General features: G+C 65.1%; 22 protein-coding genes. 13 read left to right on the forward strand and 9 right to left on the reverse strand.

Annotation, left to right across the window (positions count from 1 at the left end; translation table 11 throughout):
• Positions 1-28 precede the first annotated feature (28 nt).
• Entirely contained in the window at positions 29-856 is an 828-nt protein-coding gene (locus ACKTSM_RS10940; RefSeq protein ID WP_407874683.1) for a TauD/TfdA dioxygenase family protein, read from the reverse strand.
• A 259-nt stretch (positions 857-1,115) separates the two neighbouring features.
• Between ACKTSM_RS10940 and ACKTSM_RS10945 the strand changes: the two genes are divergently transcribed.
• The 5 genes from ACKTSM_RS10945 to ACKTSM_RS10965 are packed head-to-tail and all read left to right on the forward strand — an operon-like array spanning position 1,116 to position 5,854.
• A complete protein-coding gene (locus tag ACKTSM_RS10945) occupies positions 1,116-1,670 on the forward strand; it encodes a F0F1 ATP synthase subunit delta (protein WP_407874684.1) in 555 nt (184 codons plus the stop codon).
• A 12-nt stretch (positions 1,671-1,682) separates the two neighbouring features.
• A complete protein-coding gene (gene atpA / locus ACKTSM_RS10950) occupies positions 1,683-3,212 on the forward strand; it encodes a F0F1 ATP synthase subunit alpha (RefSeq protein WP_407874685.1) in 1,530 nt (509 codons plus the stop codon).
• A gap of 30 nt (positions 3,213-3,242) precedes the next feature.
• Positions 3,243-4,112 carry a F0F1 ATP synthase subunit gamma gene (locus ACKTSM_RS10955; protein WP_407874686.1) on the forward strand — a complete coding sequence of 290 codons (870 nt, stop codon included), beginning with the start codon at positions 3,243-3,245 and terminating at the stop codon, positions 4,110-4,112.
• A gap of 21 nt (positions 4,113-4,133) precedes the next feature.
• Positions 4,134-5,591: a F0F1 ATP synthase subunit beta gene (gene atpD / locus ACKTSM_RS10960; RefSeq protein WP_407874687.1), complete on the forward strand. Its 1,458-nt coding sequence runs from the start codon at positions 4,134-4,136 to the stop codon at positions 5,589-5,591.
• Positions 5,592-5,596: 5 nt separating this feature from the next.
• Complete coding sequence (locus tag ACKTSM_RS10965) at positions 5,597-5,854, forward strand: ATP synthase F1 subunit epsilon (RefSeq protein WP_407874688.1); 258 nt, start codon at positions 5,597-5,599, stop codon at positions 5,852-5,854.
• Between the two features lie 127 nt (positions 5,855-5,981).
• Here ACKTSM_RS10965 and ACKTSM_RS10970 read toward each other — a convergent pair whose 3' ends face one another.
• Entirely contained in the window at positions 5,982-6,377 is a 396-nt protein-coding gene (locus tag ACKTSM_RS10970; protein WP_407874689.1) for a hypothetical protein, read from the reverse strand.
• Positions 6,378-6,670: 293 nt separating this feature from the next.
• On the opposite strand from ACKTSM_RS10970, the gene ACKTSM_RS10975 reads away from it, so the two are divergent.
• A complete protein-coding gene (locus tag ACKTSM_RS10975) occupies positions 6,671-8,764 on the forward strand; it encodes a prolyl oligopeptidase family serine peptidase (protein ID WP_407876357.1) in 2,094 nt (697 codons plus the stop codon).
• 236 nt (positions 8,765-9,000) lie between these two features.
• Complete coding sequence (locus ACKTSM_RS10980) at positions 9,001-9,252, forward strand: DUF1153 domain-containing protein (RefSeq protein ID WP_407874690.1); 252 nt, start codon at positions 9,001-9,003, stop codon at positions 9,250-9,252.
• A gap of 46 nt (positions 9,253-9,298) precedes the next feature.
• On the opposite strand, the gene ACKTSM_RS10985 is transcribed toward ACKTSM_RS10980, so the two are convergent.
• From ACKTSM_RS10985 to glmU, 3 genes are all read right to left on the reverse strand, one after another.
• The gene (locus ACKTSM_RS10985) at positions 9,299-9,949 is read right to left on the reverse strand and encodes an SOUL family heme-binding protein (RefSeq protein ID WP_407874691.1); all 651 of its coding nucleotides are present in this window, start codon (positions 9,947-9,949) and stop codon (positions 9,299-9,301) included.
• 72 nt (positions 9,950-10,021) lie between these two features.
• A complete protein-coding gene (locus ACKTSM_RS10990; protein WP_407874692.1) occupies positions 10,022-10,294 on the reverse strand; it encodes an HNH endonuclease in 273 nt (90 codons plus the stop codon).
• Positions 10,291-11,649, reverse strand: a complete 1,359-nt coding sequence (gene glmU / locus ACKTSM_RS10995; RefSeq protein ID WP_407874693.1) for a bifunctional UDP-N-acetylglucosamine diphosphorylase/glucosamine-1-phosphate N-acetyltransferase GlmU — start codon at positions 11,647-11,649, stop codon at positions 10,291-10,293. The genes ACKTSM_RS10990 and glmU overlap by 4 nt, the downstream gene beginning before the upstream one ends.
• A 98-nt stretch (positions 11,650-11,747) precedes the next feature.
• On the opposite strand from glmU, the gene ACKTSM_RS11000 reads away from it, so the two are divergent.
• The 3 genes from ACKTSM_RS11000 to ACKTSM_RS11010 all read left to right on the forward strand — a co-directional run bounded on the left by ACKTSM_RS11000 (position 11,748) and on the right by ACKTSM_RS11010 (position 14,874).
• Positions 11,748-12,431 (forward strand): HAD hydrolase-like protein, encoded by a 684-nt coding sequence (locus ACKTSM_RS11000; protein ID WP_407874694.1) that lies wholly within the window; start codon positions 11,748-11,750, stop codon positions 12,429-12,431.
• Between the two features lie 150 nt (positions 12,432-12,581).
• Entirely contained in the window at positions 12,582-13,511 is a 930-nt protein-coding gene (locus ACKTSM_RS11005; RefSeq protein WP_407874695.1) for an SDR family NAD(P)-dependent oxidoreductase, read from the forward strand.
• 187 nt (positions 13,512-13,698) lie between these two features.
• Positions 13,699-14,874: a hypothetical protein gene (locus ACKTSM_RS11010; protein WP_407874696.1), complete on the forward strand. Its 1,176-nt coding sequence runs from the start codon at positions 13,699-13,701 to the stop codon at positions 14,872-14,874.
• Between the two features lie 4 nt (positions 14,875-14,878).
• On the opposite strand, the gene ACKTSM_RS11015 is transcribed toward ACKTSM_RS11010, so the two are convergent.
• Genes ACKTSM_RS11015 through ACKTSM_RS11030 form a run of 4 tightly spaced genes read right to left on the reverse strand, consistent with a single transcriptional unit; the run spans position 14,879 to position 18,000 of the window.
• The gene (locus ACKTSM_RS11015; RefSeq protein ID WP_407874697.1) at positions 14,879-15,247 is read right to left on the reverse strand and encodes a DUF2794 domain-containing protein; all 369 of its coding nucleotides are present in this window, start codon (positions 15,245-15,247) and stop codon (positions 14,879-14,881) included.
• On the reverse strand, positions 15,247-15,981 hold the full coding sequence (gene epsC, locus ACKTSM_RS11020; protein WP_407874698.1) for a serine O-acetyltransferase EpsC: 735 nt from the start codon (positions 15,979-15,981) through the stop codon (positions 15,247-15,249). Before epsC ends, ACKTSM_RS11015 begins: the two co-directional genes overlap by 1 nt.
• 59 nt (positions 15,982-16,040) lie before the next feature.
• Positions 16,041-16,682, reverse strand: a complete 642-nt coding sequence (locus tag ACKTSM_RS11025; protein WP_407874699.1) for an HdaA/DnaA family protein — start codon at positions 16,680-16,682, stop codon at positions 16,041-16,043.
• 7 nt (positions 16,683-16,689) lie between these two features.
• The gene (locus ACKTSM_RS11030; protein ID WP_407874700.1) at positions 16,690-18,000 is read right to left on the reverse strand and encodes a heavy-metal-associated domain-containing protein; all 1,311 of its coding nucleotides are present in this window, start codon (positions 17,998-18,000) and stop codon (positions 16,690-16,692) included.
• 70 nt (positions 18,001-18,070) lie between these two features.
• On the opposite strand from ACKTSM_RS11030, the gene purM reads away from it, so the two are divergent.
• Genes purM through ACKTSM_RS11045 form a run of 3 tightly spaced genes read left to right on the forward strand, consistent with a single transcriptional unit; the run spans position 18,071 to position 21,334 of the window.
• Positions 18,071-19,168, forward strand: a complete 1,098-nt coding sequence (gene purM / locus ACKTSM_RS11035) for a phosphoribosylformylglycinamidine cyclo-ligase (RefSeq protein ID WP_407874701.1) — start codon at positions 18,071-18,073, stop codon at positions 19,166-19,168.
• On the forward strand, positions 19,161-20,126 hold the full coding sequence (gene purN / locus ACKTSM_RS11040; protein ID WP_407874702.1) for a phosphoribosylglycinamide formyltransferase: 966 nt from the start codon (positions 19,161-19,163) through the stop codon (positions 20,124-20,126). Before purM ends, purN begins: the two co-directional genes overlap by 8 nt.
• The gene (locus ACKTSM_RS11045) at positions 20,123-21,334 is read left to right on the forward strand and encodes a sulfotransferase (protein WP_407874703.1); all 1,212 of its coding nucleotides are present in this window, start codon (positions 20,123-20,125) and stop codon (positions 21,332-21,334) included. Before purN ends, ACKTSM_RS11045 begins: the two co-directional genes overlap by 4 nt.
• Positions 21,335-21,342: the final 8 nt, after the last annotated feature.

Raw genomic sequence — 21,342 nt, forward strand, 5'->3', positions numbered from 1 at the left:
CTCCCTGGGGTAGCTGGTATGCGCCCGGTCAGGCGGCGAGCGGTTCGCCACTGAGCGTGATACGGTGCATCTCGCGGTAATGGCCCTGGTAGTCGTTGATCGCGTTGTGCCAGGTCGTGCGGTTGTCCCAGATCGCGATCGTGCCCGGCTTCCATTCGAGCCGGCACTGGTTGTCCTCGGTCAGAGCGGCCGCGAGCAGTTCCTGCAAGAGCGGCATGCTCTCCTCGCGCGTCTGGCCGACGAAGTGGATCGTGAAGCCGCCATTGACATAGAGCATCTTGCGCCCGGTCTGCGGGTGGCGGATCACAACCGGGTGGATCGCGCCGGTCTTGAGATCTTGGCCGCGCAGGTTTTTGCCCATGTCGGTCTGCGCATAGAGGCCGTCGGCCTTGTAGACGTGATCGGCGGTGTGGAACGCCTCGAGCCCCTCGATCTCCTGCTTCAATTCGTCCGACAGGCTGTCATAGGCCGCGCCCATATGCGCCCACATCGTGTCGCCGCCTTTGGGCGGCAGGTGGCGCGCGACCAGGACCGAGCCCATCGCCGGGACCTGGTCATAGGAATGGTCGGTATGCCACGCCCCGCCGATATTGGTCTGCTGGTCGGGGTCCTTCTTGACCACGGCGATCTCGTTGAAATCGTCCTGGAGCGGAAAATAGTTGTTCACGTCGATCCCGCCCCAGCGGCGGCCGAAGCGGATGTGGTCCTCGGGAGTGAAATCCTGATCGCGGAAGACCGCGACGCCGTGTTCGTAGATCGCCTGCTTGATCGCCTGCATCTCCTCATCGCTGCACTGCGCGAGCGAAACGCCCTCGATTTCGACGCCGCATCTGGGAGCCATCGGTGTGAGTTTCATGATCGCGCCTTTCGAGTCGCCCTTACCGCTCGGTAAGTAATGCCTCATGACGTTACGGAAGGCAAGCCATTTCTGCCCCGCCGTGAGCAGGGGCGGTTTTCGCGGCGAACGCTTTGCGTGTTTCTCCGGCTCCTCGCGGCTTGCGGAATCAAAAACGAATTGCTAGGCGCGCGCCAGCTTTCGGCAAGGAGCCTCACTCTGGCCCACCGCCTGTAAGCCGAACCGATTTTCTTCATTCCTCCAAGAGGACGACAAGCGCGTGGATATTTCCGCCGGTATTCAGGCTAGCCTTGCGGGGCGTTACGCCTCGGCCCTATTCGATCTGGCTAGCGAGAACGGAACCGTGACCGCGGTCGAAAGCGACCTTGCAAAGCTCGGTGACGCCCTGCGCGAATCCGAGGAATTGCGCGCGGCCACCACCAACCCGCAGCTTTCGCGCGCCGACCAGTCGCGGGCGATCTCGGCAGTTGCCGAACATCTCGGCCTCAGCGAACTGACCGCCAGTTTCCTCGGCGTGCTCGCGGGCAATCGCCGGCTGGCAAAGCTCGACGGCATCATCGCCGCGTTCAAGGCGATCGCAGCTGCCCAGCGCGGCGAAGTCAGCGCCAAGGTCACCAGTGCTCACCCGCTCACCGATGCGCAGCTCGACGAGCTCAAGGCCAAGCTCACGGCTCGTGAAGGCCGCACGGTCATGCTTTCGCACGATGTCGACCCCGACCTGCTCGGCGGTCTCGTCGTGACCATCGGATCGCAGCGCATCGACGCCTCGATCCGCACCCGCCTCAATTCTCTCTCCCAGGCAATGAAGGCCTAAAGGACAAGACACATGGAAATCCGCGCCGCAGAAATCTCCAAGGTCATCAAGGACCAGATCGCCAATTTCGGCACCGAAGCGCAGGTCAGCGAAGTCGGCACCGTGCTTTCCGTTGGTGACGGCATCGCCCGCATCCACGGCCTCGACAAGGTCCAGGCCGGCGAGATGGTCGAGTTCGTCAACGGTGTTCAGGGCATGGCGCTGAACCTCGAAGCCGACAATGTCGGCGTCGTGATCTTCGGCTCGGACGCCGAGATCAAGGAAGGCGACACCGTCAAGCGCACCGAGACCATCGTCGACGTTCCCGTCGGCAAGGGCCTGCTGGGCCGCGTGGTCGATGCGCTCGGCAACCCGATCGACGGCAAGGGCCCGATCGAGAGCACCGAGCGTCGCCGCGTCGAAGTGAAGGCGCCGGGCATCATCCCGCGCGAATCGGTTTCCGAGCCGGTGCAGTCGGGCCTCAAGGCGATCGACGCGCTCGTTCCCGTCGGCCGCGGCCAGCGCGAACTGATCATCGGCGACCGCCAGACCGGCAAGTCCGCCGTCGCAATCGACACCTTCATCAACCAGAAGGAAGTCAATGCCGGCGACGACGAGAGCAAGAAGCTCTACTGCATCTATGTCGCGGTCGGCCAGAAGCGTTCGACCGTCGCCCAGATCGTCAAGCAGCTCGAAGAAAACGGCGCGATGGAATATTCGATCGTCGTCGCCGCGACCGCATCGGAGCCCGCTCCGCTGCAATATCTCGCGCCCTACACCGGCTGCACCATGGGCGAATTCTTCCGCGACAACGGCATGCACGCCGTGATCGTTTATGACGACCTTTCCAAGCAGGCCGTCGCTTACCGCCAGATGTCGCTGCTGCTGCGCCGCCCGCCGGGCCGCGAAGCCTATCCGGGCGACGTTTTCTATCTCCACAGCCGCCTGCTCGAACGCGCGGCGAAGATGAACGGTGACAATGGCAGCGGTTCGCTGACCGCTCTGCCGATCATCGAGACCCAGGCAGGCGACGTGTCGGCCTATATTCCGACCAACGTGATCTCGATCACCGACGGCCAGATCTTCCTCGAAACCGACCTGTTCTACCAGGGCATCCGCCCGGCGATCAATGTCGGCCTGTCGGTCAGCCGCGTTGGCGGTGCTGCACAGACCAAGGCGATGAAGAAGGTCTCGGGCTCGATGAAGCTCGACCTTGCGCAATATCGCGAAATGGCGGCCTTCGCGCAGTTCGGCTCGGACCTCGACGCGGCAACGCAGAAGCTGCTCAACCGCGGTGCGCGCCTCACCGAGCTGCTCAAGCAACCGCAGTTCTCGCCGATGCCGTTCGAAGAACAGACCGTCTCGATCTTTGCCGGCACCAATGGCTTCATCGATTCGATCCCGGTCGATCGCGTGAACGAATATGAAGAGCAGATGCTCGCCTATTTCCGTTCCGAGCACGCCGACGTTCTCAAGACGATCCGCGACACCGGCAAGTTCGAAGACGACACCAAGGCGGCTGTCGTCGCCGGTCTCGAAGCCTTCGCCAAGCAGTTCGCCTGAACGACCCGGAAGTAGGAAGGGAGCGCCTCAGTGCCCTCACTCAAGGAACTCAAGGGTCGGATCAACTCGGTCAAGTCGACCCAGAAGATCACCAAGGCCAAGCAAATGGTCGCAGCCGCCAAGCTGCGCCGTGCGCAGGCCGCGGCTGAAGCCGGCCGGCCCTATGCCGAACGGCTCAGCGCGGTCATGGCCAGCCTTGCCGGCAAGGTTTCGGGCGACAGCGCACCGCGCCTGCTCGCCGGGACCGGCAGCGACCAGCGTCACCTGCTGGTCGTGGTCAACACCGACAAGGGCCTGTGCGGCGGCCTCAATTCGAACATCGTCAAGGCTGCCAAGCTCAAGGCGCGCGAGCTGATCGCCGAGGGCAAGGACGTGACCTTCTACCTCGTCGGCAAGAAAGGCCGCGCACCGCTCAAGCGCGACTTTGCCGATGCCATCGGCAAGGGTTTCGACACCGCGGGCGTCAAGACCCCCGGTTTCGAGGAAGCCGACGCGATCTCGGCCGAACTCATCGCCATGTTCGAGGACGGCAAGTTCGACGTCGCTCACCTGATCTACCCGACCTTCCAGTCGGCGCTGGTCCAGAACCCGACCGTCAACCAGCTGATCCCGGTCCCCTCCCCCGAGGTGAGCGAAGACAGCGACGCCGTGGTCGAATACGAGCCGGGCGAAGAGGAAATCCTCGAGGAGCTGCTTCCGCGCTACGTGAAGACCCAGCTTTTCGGCGCCCTGCTCGAACGCGAGGCATCCGAACAGGGCGCGTCGATGACCGCCATGGACAATGCCACGCGCAATGCCGGCGACCTCATCAACAAGCTGACCATCCAGTACAACCGCAGCCGCCAGGCCGCGATCACCACCGAACTCATCGAAATCATTGCGGGCGCTGAAGCGCTCTAAAGCAAGGCTAAGGAAGAACACATGGCCACCGCACCTGCCCTCAACCAGACCACCAACGGCACGATCAGCCAGGTCATCGGCGCTGTCGTCGACGTGCAGTTCGAAGGCGAACTGCCCGCGATCCTGACCGCCCTGGAGACCAAGAACGACGGCAAGACCCTCGTTCTCGAGGTCGCCCAGCACCTCGGCGAAAACACCGTGCGCACCATCGCGATGGACTCGACCGAAGGCCTCGTGCGCGGTCAGGAAGTCGTCAATACCGGCGCGCAGATCTCGGTCCCCGTCGGTCCCAAGACGCTCGGCCGCATCATGAACGTCGTAGGCGAAGCGATCGACGAGCGCGGCCCCATCGGTGCCGAGCAGACCGCTCCGATCCATGCCGAGGCCCCCGAATTCGTCGACCAGTCGACCGAAGCCGACATCCTCGTCACCGGCATCAAGGTGATCGACCTTCTCGCCCCTTACGCAAAGGGCGGCAAGATCGGCCTGTTCGGCGGCGCAGGCGTGGGCAAGACCGTGCTCATCCAGGAGCTCATCAACAACATCGCCAAGGGCCACGGCGGCGTGTCCGTCTTCGCAGGCGTCGGTGAGCGTACCCGCGAAGGCAACGATCTCTACCACGAATTCCTCGACGCAGGCGTCATCGCCAAGGACGAAGACGGCAACGCCACTTCGGACGGATCGAAGGTGGCACTGGTGTTCGGCCAGATGAACGAGCCTCCGGGCGCACGTGCCCGCGTCGCCCTTTCGGGCCTGACCATGGCCGAATATTTCCGCGACCAGGAAGGCCAGGACGTCCTGTTCTTCGTCGACAACATCTTCCGCTTCACGCAAGCCGGTTCGGAAGTGTCGGCGCTGCTCGGCCGTATCCCCTCGGCAGTGGGCTACCAGCCGACCCTGTCGACCGACATGGGCAACCTGCAGGAACGCATCACCTCGACCACCAAGGGCTCGATCACCTCGGTCCAGGCCATCTACGTTCCCGCCGATGACCTTACTGACCCCGCCCCTGCAACCTCGTTCGCTCACCTGGACGCGACCACCACGCTTTCGCGTGCGATTTCCGAGCTCGGCATCTACCCGGCGGTCGACCCGCTCGACTCCACCAGCCGCGTTCTCGAACCGCGCGTCGTCGGCCAGGAGCATTACGAGACCGCTCGCAAGGTCCAGGAGACGCTCCAGAAGTACAAGAGCCTGCAGGACATCATCGCCATTCTCGGCATGGACGAGCTTTCGGAAGAAGATAAGCTGACCGTTGCGCGCGCGCGCAAGATCCAGCGCTTCCTTTCGCAGCCCTTCCACGTGGCCGAAGTCTTCACCGGCATCCCGGGCATCTTCGTCCAGCTCGAAGACACGATCAAATCGTTCAAGGCTGTCGTCGACGGCGAATACGACCACCTGCCCGAACAGGCCTTCTACATGGTCGGCGGGATCGACCAGGCGGTCGCGAAGGCCGAAAAGATGGCGAACGAGGCGTAAGGCTCGTGGCACTTCACTTCGAACTCGTGACCCCGGCCAAGCTGGTCCGCTCCGAAGACGTCCACATGGTCGTCGTCCCGGGCGCGGAAGGCGAATTCGGGGTGCTCGAAGGCCACGCGCCTTTCATGAGCACTATCCGCGACGGCTCGGTTCAGGTCTACAAGACCGAGGGCGCGGCCCCAGAGACCATCGCGGTGCGCGGCGGCTTTGCCGAAGTCAGCGAAAACGGGCTGACCGTGCTCGCCGAACACGTCGAAGCCTGACCGGGCTTGCAAGACACAAATTGAGAAAGGGCGGTTCCGCGAGGGACCGCCCTTTTTGCTTGGCTAATGGCCATTACCTGGTCGGGCCCTGGCCGGGCATCGACATGGCCCGCAAGACAGCACCGTGTCAGGCGGCGCGCCCCTCGTTTTCGGAGTGATCCGCGGCAATTCCGCGCGCTGCAGCCGACCATTTGGGACGTGCCTTCCAGGTGTATCTCTGCGTGCCGCGCTCGGACAGTTCGGCGGCGACCAGCCGCAGGACGCTTTCGTGCAAGGGCAGTTTGAGCCTCAGCAGGACATTCAGGCCGAAAACGTTCTCCGCGACCATCGGCAAGCTCAGGTAATCGCGCACCAGCAGCGCGGTGCTTTGCCCCTTTTCAACCGGGAACGGCGCATCAAAGCATATCTCGGCATGGCTGTCGGTCAGCCACAGGACCTTCACCTTGACCGCCTTTCCTTGCAGCCAGATGCAGGCATAGGCATCGGCCTGCCGAACAAATTCCTTTTGCGCACCTGTGGTCATCGCGCGAATCCTATCTCCGTTTGAACACATAGGTTTTCGCTTGAAATCGTTAACGCGTGTTCACTGTCATATGTAAACTCTTGTAACCCACCCCGCGCGCGCCCGGGGTCAGGTGCAAACCAGCGCGCTTCTATATCGCCCCTGCGTTCGGGGATCGGCGCATGATTTGGCTTCCCTTTTGCCCGGGAGGTCGCCACCCTCGCACCAACGCATCTGCACATGGAGAGGACGACTTGAAAATTGTTTCCACGCTCGCAATCACCGGCTTCCTGGCCGCAGCCATGACCATCTCGATGACCAGCGCGGCTTCGGCCGAAGGGCACGGCGAGGCGCAGACCGCGCCGATCCCCGGCCCCGATGAGGATCCCTTCATCTGGCTCGAGGAAGCACGCAGCGACGAGGCGCTCGCATGGGTCGAGGCGGAAAATGCGCGCACCCTCGGGGTGCTCGAGGCCGATCCGCGTTTCGAGACGCTCAAGAACGAGGCGCTCGCGATCTATGACAGCGAGGACCGCATCCCGTTCGTCAGCTTCCGCCCCGACGGGCTCTACAATTTCTGGCAGGACAAGGAGAACCCCAAGGGCCTCCTGCGCCGCACGACGCTCGAAAGCTATCGCACCGACAATCCCGAATGGGAGACCGTGCTCGATATCGACGCGCTCGCCGCGGCAGAGGGCAGGGAATGGGTCTACAAGGGCTCGTCCTGCCTGCCACCCGATCTCGACCTGTGCATGATCGCGCTGTCCGATGGCGGCGAGGACGCGACGATCCTGCGCGAATTCGACACCCGCACCAAGCAGTTCGTCGCAGACGGCTTCAAGCTCGAGGCAAAGAGCCAGGGCGGCGTCAGCTGGCTCGACCGCGACACGCTGCTGGTCGGCCGCGATTTCGGCGAAGGCACGCTCACCGACAGCGAATACCCCTTCACCACGCGGCTGTGGAAGCGCGGCACCGATATCGTCAATGCCGAGGAAATCTTCCGCGGCGAATCAAGTGACGTGTCTGCCGGCGCATACCTGCTGCGCGACAGCGACGACGTGATCCATGCGCGCATGGGCTATCGCGGCGTCAGCTTCCACGAACGCGAATATTTCGTCGAGAAGGACGGCGAATGGGTCAAGCTCGACCTTCCCGCCAAGGCCAATCCCTATGGCATCGTCGACGGGCACCTGTTGTTCTCGACCGATGTCGACTGGGAGGTGGACGGGCAGACCTTCCCGGCCGACAGCCTCGTCGCGGTCGAGCTGGAAGAGTGGAAATCCGACCCCAATGGCGCAGAAAAGACGCTCGTCTGGGCGCCGGCCGAACGCCAGACCAAGCGCGGCGGCGCGATCACTGCCAATGCGCTCTATGTCGGCCTGCTCGACAATGTCGTTGGCAAGGTGCTCAAGTTCAATTTCGCCGATGGCGAATGGGTGAGCGAACAGGTCGCGCTGCCTGACAACGCGACCGTGGGCATCGCGGCAAGCTCCGACGAGAGCGACCAGATCATGTTCACCGTCACCGGCTTTCTCGAACCGACCACGCTCTATTACAGCGACGGGACGAGCGATCCCGAGGTCATCAAGACCTCGCCCCCGCGCTTCGATGCCGCCGGCATGGAAGTCGAGCAGCACGAAGCGACCAGCGCCGACGGGACGCGCATTCCCTATTTCATCGTCAAGCCCGAGGGCATGGCGATGGATGGCGAGACCGCGGTGCTGATGAGCGGATATGGCGGCTTCCAGGTCCCGCGCCTGCCGGGCTATCTCGGCTCGACCGGCAAGATGTGGCTCGAACGCGGGGGCGCCTATGTGCTGGCGAATCTGCGCGGCGGGGGCGAATTCGGTCCCGGCTGGCACCAGAGCGCGATCCGCGAGAACAAGCAGCGCACCTGGGACGATTTCATCGCGGTCGCCGAGGACCTGGTGGCGCGCGGCTATACCAGCCCCGAACATCTCGGCATCCAGGGCGGCTCGCAAGGCGGGCTGCTGGTCGGCACCGCGATCACCCAGCGGCCCGAACTGTTCGGCGCGGCAATCGTCCAGATCCCGCTGTTCGACATGGTGCGCTATCACCTGATCGGGCGCGGGGCTTCGTGGATCGGCGAATATGGCGATCCGCGCATTCCCGAACAGCGCGCATGGATCGATGGCTATTCGCCCTATCAGAAGCTGGTCGAAGGGGTCGATTATCCTACCCCGTTCCTGTGGGCCTCGACCGCCGATGACCGCACCCATCCCGCCCATGCGCGCAAAGGTGCAGCGCGGCTGAAGCAGCTCGGCCAGCCCTATTACTATTTCGAGGACACGGTGGGCGGCCATTCGGGCGGGGTCGACAACGAACAGCGCGCCAAGATCCAGGCGCTGCAATATATCTACCTGATGCAGCAGCTGATGGACGAATAAGCAGGCGAAAGGGCCATGCGATCAGGGGCGGCTTTCCATGCGGGGAGCCGCCCTTTTCCGTGCGCCAGGGGAGCGATTGTCAAAGCGTCCGACAGTTTTGCCTCGGTTCGCCGCAACTGCGCCACGCAAGGTGTCGTAAGCGCTCTGTTCACCACGATCGCTAAGCCCGAATTAGGGCTGGCGCGGTGTTCATGGCTCGCGAACCCCCGATGCAACTCTCAAGCAAGGAGAAAGGAATGGCATACCCCCGCGACATTTCGATCGCCGATGCAATCAAGCGCTATGGCCTTCCCAAGACCCACAAGGTCCACTGGTCGACCAACCGCAAGGCAGGCGTGGTGCGCGCCGTGCACGAGCGCGCCATGAGCTTCCACGAAGCGCGCCAACGCTACCTGCTCAGCCGCAGCGAATTCGAACAATGGGAACGCGAGTTTGCCGCGAGCCAGGCGAGCGAGCGCCACGCGCCCGGCTCCCTCGAAAACGCCTGAGACGCGCGCCGAGCGCGCCCAGGGGTCGCCGCCCGCATCAATTCCGTCAGTTGCGGGCGGCCACTTCGACCATCACCTCGTTGCGGCGCAGGGGCGCTGGCACCATGGGCGCATCGTAAAAGGCATACTGCACCTCGCCCTTGGCGGTGAGCCCCTGGCTGTCGATCCAGTCGATCAGTCGCGTTTCCATCACGCGAAGGTCTGACGCGCGCGCATTGCCGCTGAACCGCACCGCCGCGATCCGCCGTGCCGGGACCTGTGACAGGGTGATGTCCGACGGCGGCGTCGGCAGCGTGTCGAGCGTATACCGGGCCGGCATCACGAACCGCATCCGCCAGCGCCCCTCGCTGTCCTGCTCGGAAATAACCGGGGCGGTCATCGCGATCGGTTCGTCCTGGTCGACCCGGTCGGTGATCACCGGCGATGTCATCGCGATATCCTCTCCGCCATCGGGCCGGTCCTGGCCGAAGATATAGGCCGCGAGCCGGCGGAAACTCTTGGCGCGCACCGCATCGCGGGTCCCGGTGTGGACCACTTCGGCGGTGATCATCGGGGCGTATTGGCGCAGCTCGAATGCGTCATCGGCGACCACGACCTCGTAGTCGGGCTGCTCGATATCGCGATATTGCGCGAAGGCGACCGCCCCGCCCAGTGCGGCCACCGCGATCCCGCCTGCGATCCATTTCCCGATTTTCATAGCTGCTCCTGTTTGCATGCGCATCATTATCAAGAGCAGTTACGCGACCCGATCGTTCCCGGATGCAGGCGATCAACGCCGCGTCGGCGCATGGAAATCGGGCGGTTTTCCGCTGACCCAGCGCACGAACTTCGCGATCGCCTCGTGTTCGCGCAGCGCGTCCGGATCATCGCCGATCCGGGCAAGCTCGGCATTGGTGAAATTGAGGTGGATCGTCTTGTGACAGATCGGGTGGACGGGGACCGTCTCGCGCCCCTTTTTCGACTTGGGCACCGGGTGATGCCATTGGATGCGCGTGTCGAAACCGCGCCCGCACAGCCAGCAGGTGAGCGGCTCCTCGCTCACCCCTTGTTCTTGGCTGTCGCCGCCTTTTTCTTCTTCATCGCGTCGTGGAAGCGGTCAGCCCAGCCCTGCTTTACCAGCTGTTCGCCGCGCACCATCCGCAAGTCGCCCGCGCCGACATCGCGGCTCACCGCGCTGCCTGCCGCCACGATCGCGTCGTCGCCGATCGTGACCGGAGCAATCAACGCGCTGTTCGACCCGATGAATGCGCGCTCGCCGATCGTGGTCTGGTATTTGAAATAGCCGTCATAATTGCAGGTGATCGTGCCCGCGCCGATATTGGCATTCGCGCCGACCGTGGCATCGCCGATATAGGACAGGTGGCTGGCCTTGGCACCCGGGCCAAGCGTCGCCTTCTTCATCTCGACGAAATTGCCGATGAAGCTGCCCTCTTCCATCACCGCTCCGGGCCGCAGTCGCGCAAAGGGGCCGACCTCGGCGTCCCTGCCGATGGTCGCGCCCTCGATATGGCTGAACGCCTTGATATGTGCGCCGTCGGCGATTTCGACGCCGGGGCCGAAGACGACATTCGGCTCGACCAGAACGTCGCGCCCGATCTTGGTGTCCCAGCTGAAAAACACGGTTTCGGGAGCGCGCAGGGTCGCTCCGCCTTCCATCGCCTCCTGCCGCTTGAAGTCCTGCCACTGTGCTTCGGCCGCGGCGAGTTCGGCGCGGCTGTTGATGCCTGCGACCTCGCCTGCCTCGCATTCGACCACCTTGACCGTGTCGCCGCGCGCAATCGCGCCGGTGGCGACGTCGGGCAGGTAGTATTCGCCCTGCGCATTGTCATTCCCGACCGCGTCGAGCAGCGGCCACATGTCGTCCGAATGGGCGACGATCAGGCCCGAATTGCACAGCTTGCAGGCGCGCTCCTCGTCGCTGGCATCCTTGTATTCGACCATCTTGCGCACGGTGCCGTCATCGTCGGCGATGATCCGGCCATAGGCGAGCGCATCGTCGGGCCGGAAGCCGAGCACCGCGACCTTTGCGCCCGAGGCGAGCGTGTCGGTGAGCCGTCGCACCGTATCAGCGCGCACCATCGGCACATCGCCGAAGGCCACGAGGATATGGCCCGAGAACCCTTCAAGCGCCGCGCGCGCCTGGAGGGCTGCATGGGCAGTGCCGTGCTGCGGGTCCTGAAGGGCGGTGGCGACATTGCGTCCGGTCAGCGCCGCATCGACCTGTTCGCGCTTGTCACCAACCACGATGACGGTGCGGCGCGGGCCAAGCTGTTCGAATTCGTCGAGCAGGTGCATCAGCATGGGTTTGCCCGCGATCGGGTGAAGCACCTTGTGCAGGTCGCTCTTCATGCGGGTGCCCTTGCCCGCGGCAAGGATGATGGCGGCAAAATCGGTCATGCCCACCCCCTTACGCCCGCCGCCCCAAGCCGCGCAACCACCAGCAACCGACAGCAACCACTTGTGATTTGCGCCGCGCTGGGCCACGCCTCGCGGGGATGCCTGACTTTCGCTTCGACGCTGTCGGGTTCGACCTCGACGGAACGCTGCTCGACACCTTTCGCGACCTCGGCACCGCGGTCAATCACGCGCTCGCACTCGGCGGTTTCGATCCCGTCCCGGTCGACAGTTCGAAGGACCTTATCGGCGGCGGGGCAAAGATCATGCTGGCACGCGCGATCGAGGCGCAGGGCGGCTTGCCAGACGACGAGTTCCGCACGCTCTACAAGGCGATGCTCGGCTATTATTCCGAGCATAATGCGGTGCATTCGGCGCCCTACCCCCATGCGCGCGAAGTGGTGGCCGAGCTTGGCGCTCGCGGCGTCCGGCTCGCGGTGGTCACCAACAAGTTCGAAAGCTTCGCCCGGTCGATCCTCGCCAGCCTCGATTTTCTCGCGCCTTTCGACTGCGTGATCGGCGGCGACACCTTGGGCAAGGACGCACAGGGCCGCTACCGGTCCAAGCCCGACGGCGCGCCCGTGGTCGAGGCGCGGCGGCTTTGCGGCGGCGGCAGCTTCGCCTTTGTCGGGGACAGCTCCTATGACGTGAAGGCCGCGCGCAATGCCGGCGTGCCGGTGATCGCGGCGGGCTACGGTTATTGCGATGCCGAACCCGGTGCGCTGGGCGCCGACGCGGTGATCGATTCGCTTGATGGCCTGATTTTGGCCTTGGAGGCGCTGTAAGACGGCTGGGCTCTCCCGGGCGACCCTACGGCATGGCGACCCCGCTTCGCCCCCTGTTGCAACGCAACACGGAAAATGCCACCCACCGGCCCGGAGAAGTTTACGCGAGCGTCAATCCAGCGCCCGCAAATCTGACAGGAGAACACCCCCATGAGCATCGACTTCAAGGACAAGGTCGCCATCGTCACCGGCGCCGGCGGCGGTCTGGGCCGCGAATATGCGCTCGAACTGGCGCGGCGCGGGGCCAAGGTCGTGGTCAACGATCTGGGCGGCGCACGCAACGGCACCGGCCATTCCGACATGGCGTTGCAGGTGGTCGAGGAGATCGAGAAAGCCGGCGGCGAGGCCATGTCGAACGGCGGATCGGTCACCGAATACGAGCAGATGGAAAAGATGGTCGCCGACGCCAAGCAGAAATGGGGCGGCGTCCACATCCTCATCAACAATGCCGGCGTCCTGCGCGACAAGACCTTCCACAAGATGAGCCCCGAGGACTTCGAGTTCGTGGTCAAGGTCCACCTCACCGGATCGGCCTTCGTCACAAAGGCGTGCTGGGAAACCTTCCGCGAGCAGGCCTATGGCCGCGTGCTGATGACCGCGTCCTCGACCGGGTTGTTCGGCAATTTCGGCCAGGCCAATTACGGCGCGGCCAAGCTTGGTCTTGCAGGGCTCACCAAGACGCTCCAGCTCGAAGGTGCGAAATACAATATCCGCTGCAACACGCTGTCGCCGGTGGCAGGCACGCGGATGACCGAAGACCTCTTCCCCGAAGAAGCCTTCAAGCTGTTCGATCCGGTCAACGTGGTCCCGGCGGCGCTCTACCTCGTCAGCGAGGACGCGCCCACCAATGCGATCGTCGGTGCAGGCGCCGGCGGCTATCACTCGGCATGGACGGTGATGAACGACGCGGTCTGGCTGCCCGATGGCCAGCGCACGGTCGAAGGCTTTGCCGACAACTGGGACAAGATCAGCGAGTTCTCCAACCTCAAGGCGCCGCAATCGGGTTCGGAACAATCGGGCGCGATCCTGACCGCGATGCAGAAGGTGACCGGCACCGGTCCGTCCTCGGCCCGCGGCTGACACTGACACGCCCCACGGCAATTGACGGCCTCCGCGCGGACAATGCGCGGGGGCCGTTTGCTTTGGTCCTCTGCCCAGTCCACAGCGCCTGCCCACCACCCATGCCCACAGCCCATCCGAGGTGTATTGACACAGTAATACGCCTTGCCTAGCCTCGCGGCCATTCACCGGGAGGGAGAGCCGGGCCATGTATTCCGAAGAAGACATCAATTCCGCCGTGAGCGCGGGGGCGCTCACCCCCGAGGCCGCCGAGGCCTTTCGCGCACACATGACGCTGGTGCGGCAATTGCCGCGCGGATCGGAGGAAGATTTCCGCCTGATCAACAGCTTCAACGACATTTTCGTGAGCATCGGCGTGGTGATCCTGCTGATCGCGGTGGGCGCGATTGCCCAGGCGATTGCCGGTCTATTTGCCCCGGTCGAGAGTTTCATGGACTTCGTGAACCGCGATCCGTCGGCCGAGGAGATGGCCGCATGGCGCAATGCCAACCAGGCGCGCGAGGCGCTGCAATACGGGCTTGCCGGGTTGATGGTCGCTGCGGCCGCCTGGCCGCTCGCGGAGTTTTTCACCCGCCGCCGGCGGATGGCGCTGCCCTCGATCCTGCTGCTGCTCGCCTTTGTCGGCGGGGCGTTCATGGCCGTGATCGGCATGGGTGCTGCGATGCTCGGAAACAATGATACCGCTGTCGCGCTCGTCATTTCCGGAGCCGGGCTGTTCGCGGCGCTGGCGGCATGGGTTCACTGGCGGCGCTTCATGGTTCCGATCACCGTCGCTGCCGGAACCGGCGCGGTGGCAGCCACGATCATCGGCCTGATCCTTGCCGTGGTTGGACCCGACAATGTCGACGAGACGGTTGTGCTCGGCCTCGTGTTCATCGCAGGGCTCGCGGTCTTCGGCTTCGCGATGCGCTGGGACATTTCCGACCGCGAGCGCACCACGCGGCGCTCGGATGTCGCCTTCTGGCTGCACCTGCTGGCCGCCCCGATGATCGCTCACCCGGTCTTCGCGCTGCTCGGAGTGACCGAGGGCGACAATCTCGGTATTGGTGCCGCATTCGCGGTTCTCGCGGTCTATGTCGCGTTCGGATTGCTTGCGCTCGCGGTCGATCGCCGCGCGCTGCTGGTCTCGGCGCTGGTCTATGTGCTGTTTGCGCTGACCTTCCTGTTCCGCGAGTTCGGAGCGGTCGAGCTGAACTTCGCGCTCACCGCGCTGGTCATCGGGTCTGCGCTGCTGAGCCTTTCGGCCTTCTGGCAGCCGATCCGGCGCGCGGTGGTCGCAGCATTGCCTGCCGATTGGCAGGACAAGCTGCCCGCGACCGAGGCGCCGACGCTTGCACCGCCCGCTGCCGAGCCTGCGACCTGAGCGCCTAGTCGTCGACCGCCTTGACCAGCCGCCGCTCGATCGGAGCGAGCACATTGGCAAGGTCCGATCCGCGCTTGAGCACCTGGCCGTGCTCGCCAAATAGGGTGTAGATGCCCTGCTTGGCGCGCAGGGCCGGGCGCTTCTCGATCCGCGCCTGCGGACGTTCGGCGGCGCGGCGGAAGGCCGCGAAACTCGCCGCCTGCCGGTCGAAATCCATCGCGTAATCGCGCCACTGGCCAGCAGCCACCATGCGGCCATAGAGGTCGAGTATGCGCTGCAATTCCTCGCGCTCGAAGCCGACCTGGCCTTCCTTGCGCGAGGGAAAGGCAACGACCTGGCCGGTCTTTGATCCGGCCCCGCTATTGGCGACCATCAGTCGTCGGTTCCGTTCTTGGGCGCAAGGTCGAGCGAACCCTGCTTGTGCGCCTTGGCCGCTTCGCGATCACGGTTCCGTTCGGCCTTGAGCGCGGCAAGCTCGGTGCGCAGCGAAGCCAGTTCGCTTTCGAGCTTTTCGAAGCAATCGATCTTGTTGCCCTCGGCATCCTCGCAAGGCGTGCCGTAGGGGATGAATTCGCGCGCCCATTCCTCTGCCGGGACCAGCGTCGAGCGCGCCTTTATGCCGATCATGGTAGCGCCTGCGGGCACGTCCTCCATCACCACCGCATTCGCACCGACGCGTGCGCGTTCGCCCACGGTGATCGGGCCGATGATCTGCGCGCCCGATCCGACGATCACATTGTCTGCAAGCGTCGGGTGCCGCTTGCCGCCAATGCCGTTGGTCGGGTTGGTCCCGCCAAGCGTCACCGACTGGTAGATCGTGACATTGTCGCCGATCTCGGCGGTTTCGCCGATGACGGTAAAGCCATGGTCGATGAACAGGTTGCGCCCGATCCGCGCACCCGGGTGAATATCGATCGCGGTCAGCAAGCGGCTGAAATGGTTTATGAACCGCGCGAGAAAAAACAGCTTGGCATCGAACAGCCAGTGCGCCACGCGGTGCAGGCCGAGTGCGAGCACGCCGGGATAGAGAAGGACTTCCCAGCGCGAGCGCGGAGCGGGATCGCGCGCCTTGACCGAGTCCAGATACGCCTTGAGCCGATCGAACATGCGCAAATTCTCCCATCAAACTGCAGGAATTGCAACCAGACCCGTGCGCCTTGTCCGGGTTACAAGAGCCGGCGCTGGTCGGGCCCTTGCAGGGCTTCGAGCGCGGCGCGCCATACCGACATGGTAGCAGGCACCTGCCGTTCAAGGCTGATGCGGTCGATCGCGGCGACCAGCGCCTCGATATCGGCGAAGCTGCGGCGGGTGCGCGGAACGAGGTAGTCTGCCGCGCCTTCCGCCAGAGTGAGCGCGCGCGCTTCGGCATGGGCTTCGATCAGGCTCGCGGCCATGGCATCGTCGGGTTCGCCGATGGCAAGCTGGAGCGAACCGCCCAGCCGCGAACGCAGGTCGGGCAGCGTGATGTTCCAGGGTGTGGCAGCGGCGATCAGCAACAGCTTACTGCCGGCCTTCGCACCGCCTTCCTGCACCGCGTTCCAGCGATGGAAGACGGTTTCCTCGGCCCACCCATCGACGCCGTCGATCACCGCGATGCCCTGTTCGCTCGCCCAGCGCCCGATCAGCGATTTGCCCGAGCGCGGCGGACCGGTCAGGACGGCAGTGTTGAACGGCCAGTTGTCAGGCGATGCGATCGCCTCGATCGCGCGGTCATTGGCATTGCCGACCACGATCCGCCGGGCATGGCCTGCGCCCTGAGGCACGAGCGGCAGTGCGATCTGGGACGCATTGGTCGGCGGCTCGGCCATGGGCAGCCTATCGACTGATGGCAATGGCGCCGGAACCCTCGCGCACGGCAAAGCCGCGCTGGCGCAAGGCCGCAGCAAGCGCCGCCTGTTCGCCGCCAAAGCTCACGCTCATCACCGAAGTGCCTCCGATCGCGGTGCTCGTGACCGCGAGCGCGCGCACGCCGGGCACCTGGCGCATTGCGGTCAGAGTGGCATCGAAGGTGGCCGGATCGGGGGTGGCGAACTGCACCGTGATGGCGCGCACGACAGCAGGAGCCGGGGCCGCAGCGGCGCCGCCTTCGGGCGCGGCGGCAGCGCCCTCATTGCTTGCGGGAGCATTTGCCGAAGCCACGGCGCGATCGCGCTGCTGGATCGCGCGGCCGATCTGGATCAGCCGCTGGATCGCCGGATCGACCCGGCCCGACCCACCCAGGCGCAGAGTGGGATCGGGGCGGAGCTTGCCGTCGGCCAGAGCCTGCTCGAAGATCGCGTCCATCGCTTCGACCGCCTGGCCGAGCATGTCGCCGAGCGCGTCCGGGCCGGCAGCCTCGAGGTTGAAACTGTCCAGCGGCTTGCTGTCGGGGCCATAGCGCGCAGTGAAGGTCCCGGTGATCGGTCCTCCGGGAAAAGCGTGTTCTAGCCGCACCGCGGCGACCAGCACGTCGGCGGCGGCATATTGATCGAGCGTCGAGCTCCACCAGGCGCGGCTGCGGCGGCCGGCCTGTCCGAAATTCAGCAGCAGCGAATCGCCGCCCGCACCGCTCGGCCGGACATAATCGATCCGGCTGGTGCCCGGATTGAATTCGGCCCAGGCGCGTTGCCACGGATTGCGGCGTTCGAATGCGGTATATGTCCCCGCACTCGCGGTGACAGGGATCAGCAGCATCGGCGCGGACGAGCGCGCGCGGGTCGTCCCGCCCAGGAAGCGCCCGGCGCGCTGCCGGTCGAAGGTCACGCCCAGGGTGGCGATATAGCGCTTCGGCCCGATCCTTTCGCGCTGGATGACGATGGCCGAGACCATTCCGGCCAGCTGGCTGTCGGAGATTGCCGGGCCGCCCAGCTGTTCCCACGCCTCGCGCTGCGCCTGCCGCCAGGCCTGGTCGCGCGCCTCGGCGCCGCTTTCGGCGCGGACATCGACCGCGATCCCGCGCACTTCGAGGTCGGCGCTCGACGCGGTCGGCGCGATACCCCGTTCGCCCGAGACCTGAGCCAGGACCAGCGCGTAGCCGCCTGCCAGGAGCCCCAGCGCAAGCACGGCCGCGAGCGCCCAGCGCAAATGCGGGAAAGCTCTTGCAAGCGGGCCTGCAAACCGGCCGGAAAGGGTCGTTGATGCCGTCATCGGGGAAATCTGGCCGGTCTTTGCCCAAACCGGCGTGGAATTCCAAGCCTGAAAGGGTAAAGCGGCAGCGATGGCTGACACAAAAACACCCTACACCTATGCCGATGCCGGCGTTTCGATCGATGCGGGCAATGCGCTGGTCAAGGCGATTGCCCCGCTTGCAAAGGCCACCGCCCGCCCCGGAGCGACCAGCGAACTGGGCGGTTTCGGCGGCTTTTTCGACCTGCGCGCGGCAGGCTATGCCGACCCGCTGCTGGTCGCGGCGAATGACGGCGTAGGCACAAAGCTCAAGCTCGCAATCGATTTCGACCGGCACGACCAAGTCGGGATCGATCTGGTCGCGATGTGCGTCAACGATCTGATCGTGCAAGGGGCGGAACCATTGTTCTTCCTCGACTATTTCGCCACCGGAAAGCTCGAGAACGGGGTCGCAGAGCGCGTGGTCGCTGGTATTGCCGAGGGCTGCAAGCAGGCCGGATGTGCGCTGATCGGCGGCGAGACCGCCGAAATGCCGGGCATGTATGGCCCGGGCGATTATGACCTCGCCGGTTTCTGCGTCGGCGCGGTCGAACGCGGCGAGCAATTGACCGGCGACAAGGTGGCAAAAGGCGATGTCCTGATCGGGCTGGCGAGTTCGGGGGTGCATTCGAACGGCTATTCGCTGGTGAGGAAGCTCGCCGCCGACAAGGGCTGGAAGCTTGGAACCCCTGCCCCGTTCGATTCCGATCGGCTGCTGATCGATGCGCTGATCGAACCGACCCGGATCTATGTCAGGAGCCTGCTCCCGCTGATCCGCGAGGGACTGGTGCACGGCCTTGCCCACATCACCGGCGGCGGCTTGCTCGAGAACATCCCGCGCATCCTGCCTGACGGCGCGCATGCCCATGTCGATGCCGACCTGTGGGAGCAGCCGCAGCTGATGGCTTTCCTCCAGGCCGAGGGCGCGATCGAACCGGCGGAAATGGCGCGCACCTTCAATTGCGGCGTGGGAATGGTGCTGGCGGTGGCGGCCGGTGATGCCGAGACGGTGACGAAGCGGCTGGAGGAAGCGGGCGAGAGCGTCGTGACGGTCGGGGAGATCCGCGAGGGGCAGACCGGCTGCACCGTGCGCGGCTCGCAGGGCACCTGGAGCGCCAAGGCAGACTGGGAGGCCACGCATCTTGGCTGAACCGGCCAAAATCGCGGTTTTCATTTCGGGCACCGGCACCAACATGGCCGCGCTGCTCTATGCCAGCAGGCTTGAAGGCGCGCCCTTCGAAATCGTGCTGGTCGCCAGCAATGTCGCGGATGCGGGTGGGCTGGAACTGGCCCGGATCGAAGGCATCGCGACCTTCGCCCATCCGCACAAGGGCCATTCGCGCGAGGACCATGACGCGGCGATGGAGCAGGCGGCAAAAGATGCCGGGGCGCAGTTCATCGTGCTCGCCGGTTACATGCGCATCCTGTCCGAGGGATTCGTTCGCCGCTGGGAAGGCCGGATCCTCAACATCCACCCCTCGCTCCTGCCCAAATACAAGGGGCTCGACACCCACGCCCGCGCGATTGCAGCAGGGGACAGCCATTGCGGGGCGAGCGTGCACCTCGTCACTCCCGAACTCGATTCGGGCGAGGTGCTGGCGCAGGCGAAGGTCGCGATCGCGTCCGAAGATACGCCCGAAGGCCTCGCCGCGCGGGTCAAGCTGGCGGAACACCAGCTCTATCCGCGCGCGGTGGCCGAATACGTGTCGCGCGGGAACGATCCCGAATACCTCCTTGCCCGCGTGCGCGAGCTGGCGCTGGCGCTTCCCGAAACGCATGAACGCGAAAGCCACGGTTCGCCCGGATTTCGCGTCGGCACGGAAAAATCGGGCAAGTTCTTCGCCCATTTCAACGACCAGCATCACGGCTCCCAGCACATCGCGGTGCTGGTCAAGACCGGGAGCATGGACGAGCTGCTCGGCCTCGTCGAAACCCAACCGGACGTCTATTTCAAGCCCGCCTATTACGGCGCGAGCGGGTGGATCGGGGTGATCCTCAACCGGCCCGGGATTGATTGGGACCACGTCGCTCAATGGCTCGAACGCAGCTGGTGCGCGGTCGCCCCTGCCCGGCTAACCAAGCTGCGCGACGCGGCCGACCGGTTTTGATTAAACCGCCGCTGCGCGACCACCCGCTCGCGCGCTCCCCGCTAGCCGACAGGGCGAGCGCTTTCCTCGGCAGGGCATGGGACAGGGGCTGGCTTCCCGAACCCTCGCTCGACCCGGACGAGCTGTGGCAAGCGGCGCGAAAGCGCCATGGGCCGCGCGCCGACACGGCCGAACACGCCGGGCGCAGCGCCGAGGACGTTTCTGATTTCCGCGAAAGGCTCGAAAGGCTTGCGGCCTCGGTGCGGGACGAGGCTGCGCTCAACCCGCTCGGCAAGACCATGGCCTGGGGGCAATTGTCCCGCGCGGTGAGCAACCGGCTGGCGCTGGGCGCCCTGTGGGCAGAGCGCCCCGCCTTGCTCGAAACCGCGCTCGCCCCGCCGATCCTCGTCATCGGTCACATGCGCAGCGGCACCACCCGCATTCATCGCCTGCTAGCCGCCGATCCGGCCCATGCGCACACGCGCTATTGCGATGCCTTCCATCCGGCGGAGACATCCATATGGGCAAGGCGCGCCAAGTCGGCAGCGGAGCTGGCCATGCTCGGCGCGCTCAATCCATGGCTTCAGGCGATCCACCCGATGGGTGCGAGCGCACCCGAAGAGGAACTGGGCTGGATTTCCGCCGCGCTCCACCACTCGATCTACGAAACCCAGTGGCACATCCGGAGCTTTTCGGCGTGGAGCGAGGCGCGCGACCCCGCGCCGATCTACCGCGAATTCGCTCGCATCCTAGGGACAGACGCCGCGTTGCGCGGCAATGCGTCGCTCCCGCGGGTGATGAAGGTGCCCGCCTTTGCCGAGGACTTGCCCGTCCTGCTCGACCGGTTCCCCGAGGCGCGGGTGGTGATCGCCGAGCGCGACCTCGAAGCTGTCCACCGCAGCGCGGTCTCGCTCTCGGCCAACCAGATGGCGGTCCAGTCGGATGAATGCGATCTGGCCCGGATCGAAGCCTTGTGGCACCACAAGATCGCGCTTCGCGAGAAACGGCTGGCGAGCGCGCTTGCCGACTGGAGCGGAAAGACAGCGCGGCTGTCTTTCGCTTCGCTCAACGAGGATTGGGAATCCGCGATCGCCTCCGCCTACGGTCAGCTCGGGCTGGACTTCACGCCCCGGGCGCTGGCCGCGATGCGCGCGCAAATGGCCGCAAGCGCCACGGGCCGCCACCGCGATCACGCCGCCCAACTGGCGCGTTTCGGCACTGGCGGCTGATACGAAAA

The sequence above is a fragment of the Qipengyuania nanhaisediminis genome, assembly GCF_045862805.1.
Lineage (GTDB): Bacteria > Pseudomonadota > Alphaproteobacteria > Sphingomonadales > Sphingomonadaceae > Erythrobacter > Erythrobacter nanhaisediminis_A.

Coding starts and splice junctions, on each gene's coding strand:
- ACKTSM_RS10940 (WP_407874683.1), bottom strand. CDS start 856: ATGAAACTCACACCGATGGCTCCCAGATGCGGCGTCGAAATCGAGGGC.
- atpA (WP_407874685.1), top strand. CDS start 1,683: ATGGAAATCCGCGCCGCAGAAATCTCCAAGGTCATCAAGGACCAGATC.
- atpD (WP_407874687.1), top strand. CDS start 4,134: ATGGCCACCGCACCTGCCCTCAACCAGACCACCAACGGCACGATCAGC.
- ACKTSM_RS10970 (WP_407874689.1), bottom strand. CDS start 6,377: ATGACCACAGGTGCGCAAAAGGAATTTGTTCGGCAGGCCGATGCCTAT.
- ACKTSM_RS10975 (WP_407876357.1), top strand. CDS start 6,671: ATGACCAGCGCGGCTTCGGCCGAAGGGCACGGCGAGGCGCAGACCGCG.
- ACKTSM_RS10980 (WP_407874690.1), top strand. CDS start 9,001: ATGGCATACCCCCGCGACATTTCGATCGCCGATGCAATCAAGCGCTAT.
- ACKTSM_RS10985 (WP_407874691.1), bottom strand. CDS start 9,949: ATGAAAATCGGGAAATGGATCGCAGGCGGGATCGCGGTGGCCGCACTG.
- glmU (WP_407874693.1), bottom strand. CDS start 11,649: ATGACCGATTTTGCCGCCATCATCCTTGCCGCGGGCAAGGGCACCCGC.
- ACKTSM_RS11000 (WP_407874694.1), top strand. CDS start 11,748: ATGCCTGACTTTCGCTTCGACGCTGTCGGGTTCGACCTCGACGGAACG.
- ACKTSM_RS11005 (WP_407874695.1), top strand. CDS start 12,582: ATGAGCATCGACTTCAAGGACAAGGTCGCCATCGTCACCGGCGCCGGC.
- ACKTSM_RS11010 (WP_407874696.1), top strand. CDS start 13,699: ATGTATTCCGAAGAAGACATCAATTCCGCCGTGAGCGCGGGGGCGCTC.
- ACKTSM_RS11015 (WP_407874697.1), bottom strand. CDS start 15,247: ATGGTCGCCAATAGCGGGGCCGGATCAAAGACCGGCCAGGTCGTTGCC.
- epsC (WP_407874698.1), bottom strand. CDS start 15,981: ATGTTCGATCGGCTCAAGGCGTATCTGGACTCGGTCAAGGCGCGCGAT.
- ACKTSM_RS11025 (WP_407874699.1), bottom strand. CDS start 16,682: ATGGCCGAGCCGCCGACCAATGCGTCCCAGATCGCACTGCCGCTCGTG.
- ACKTSM_RS11030 (WP_407874700.1), bottom strand. CDS start 18,000: ATGACGGCATCAACGACCCTTTCCGGCCGGTTTGCAGGCCCGCTTGCA.
- purM (WP_407874701.1), top strand. CDS start 18,071: ATGGCTGACACAAAAACACCCTACACCTATGCCGATGCCGGCGTTTCG.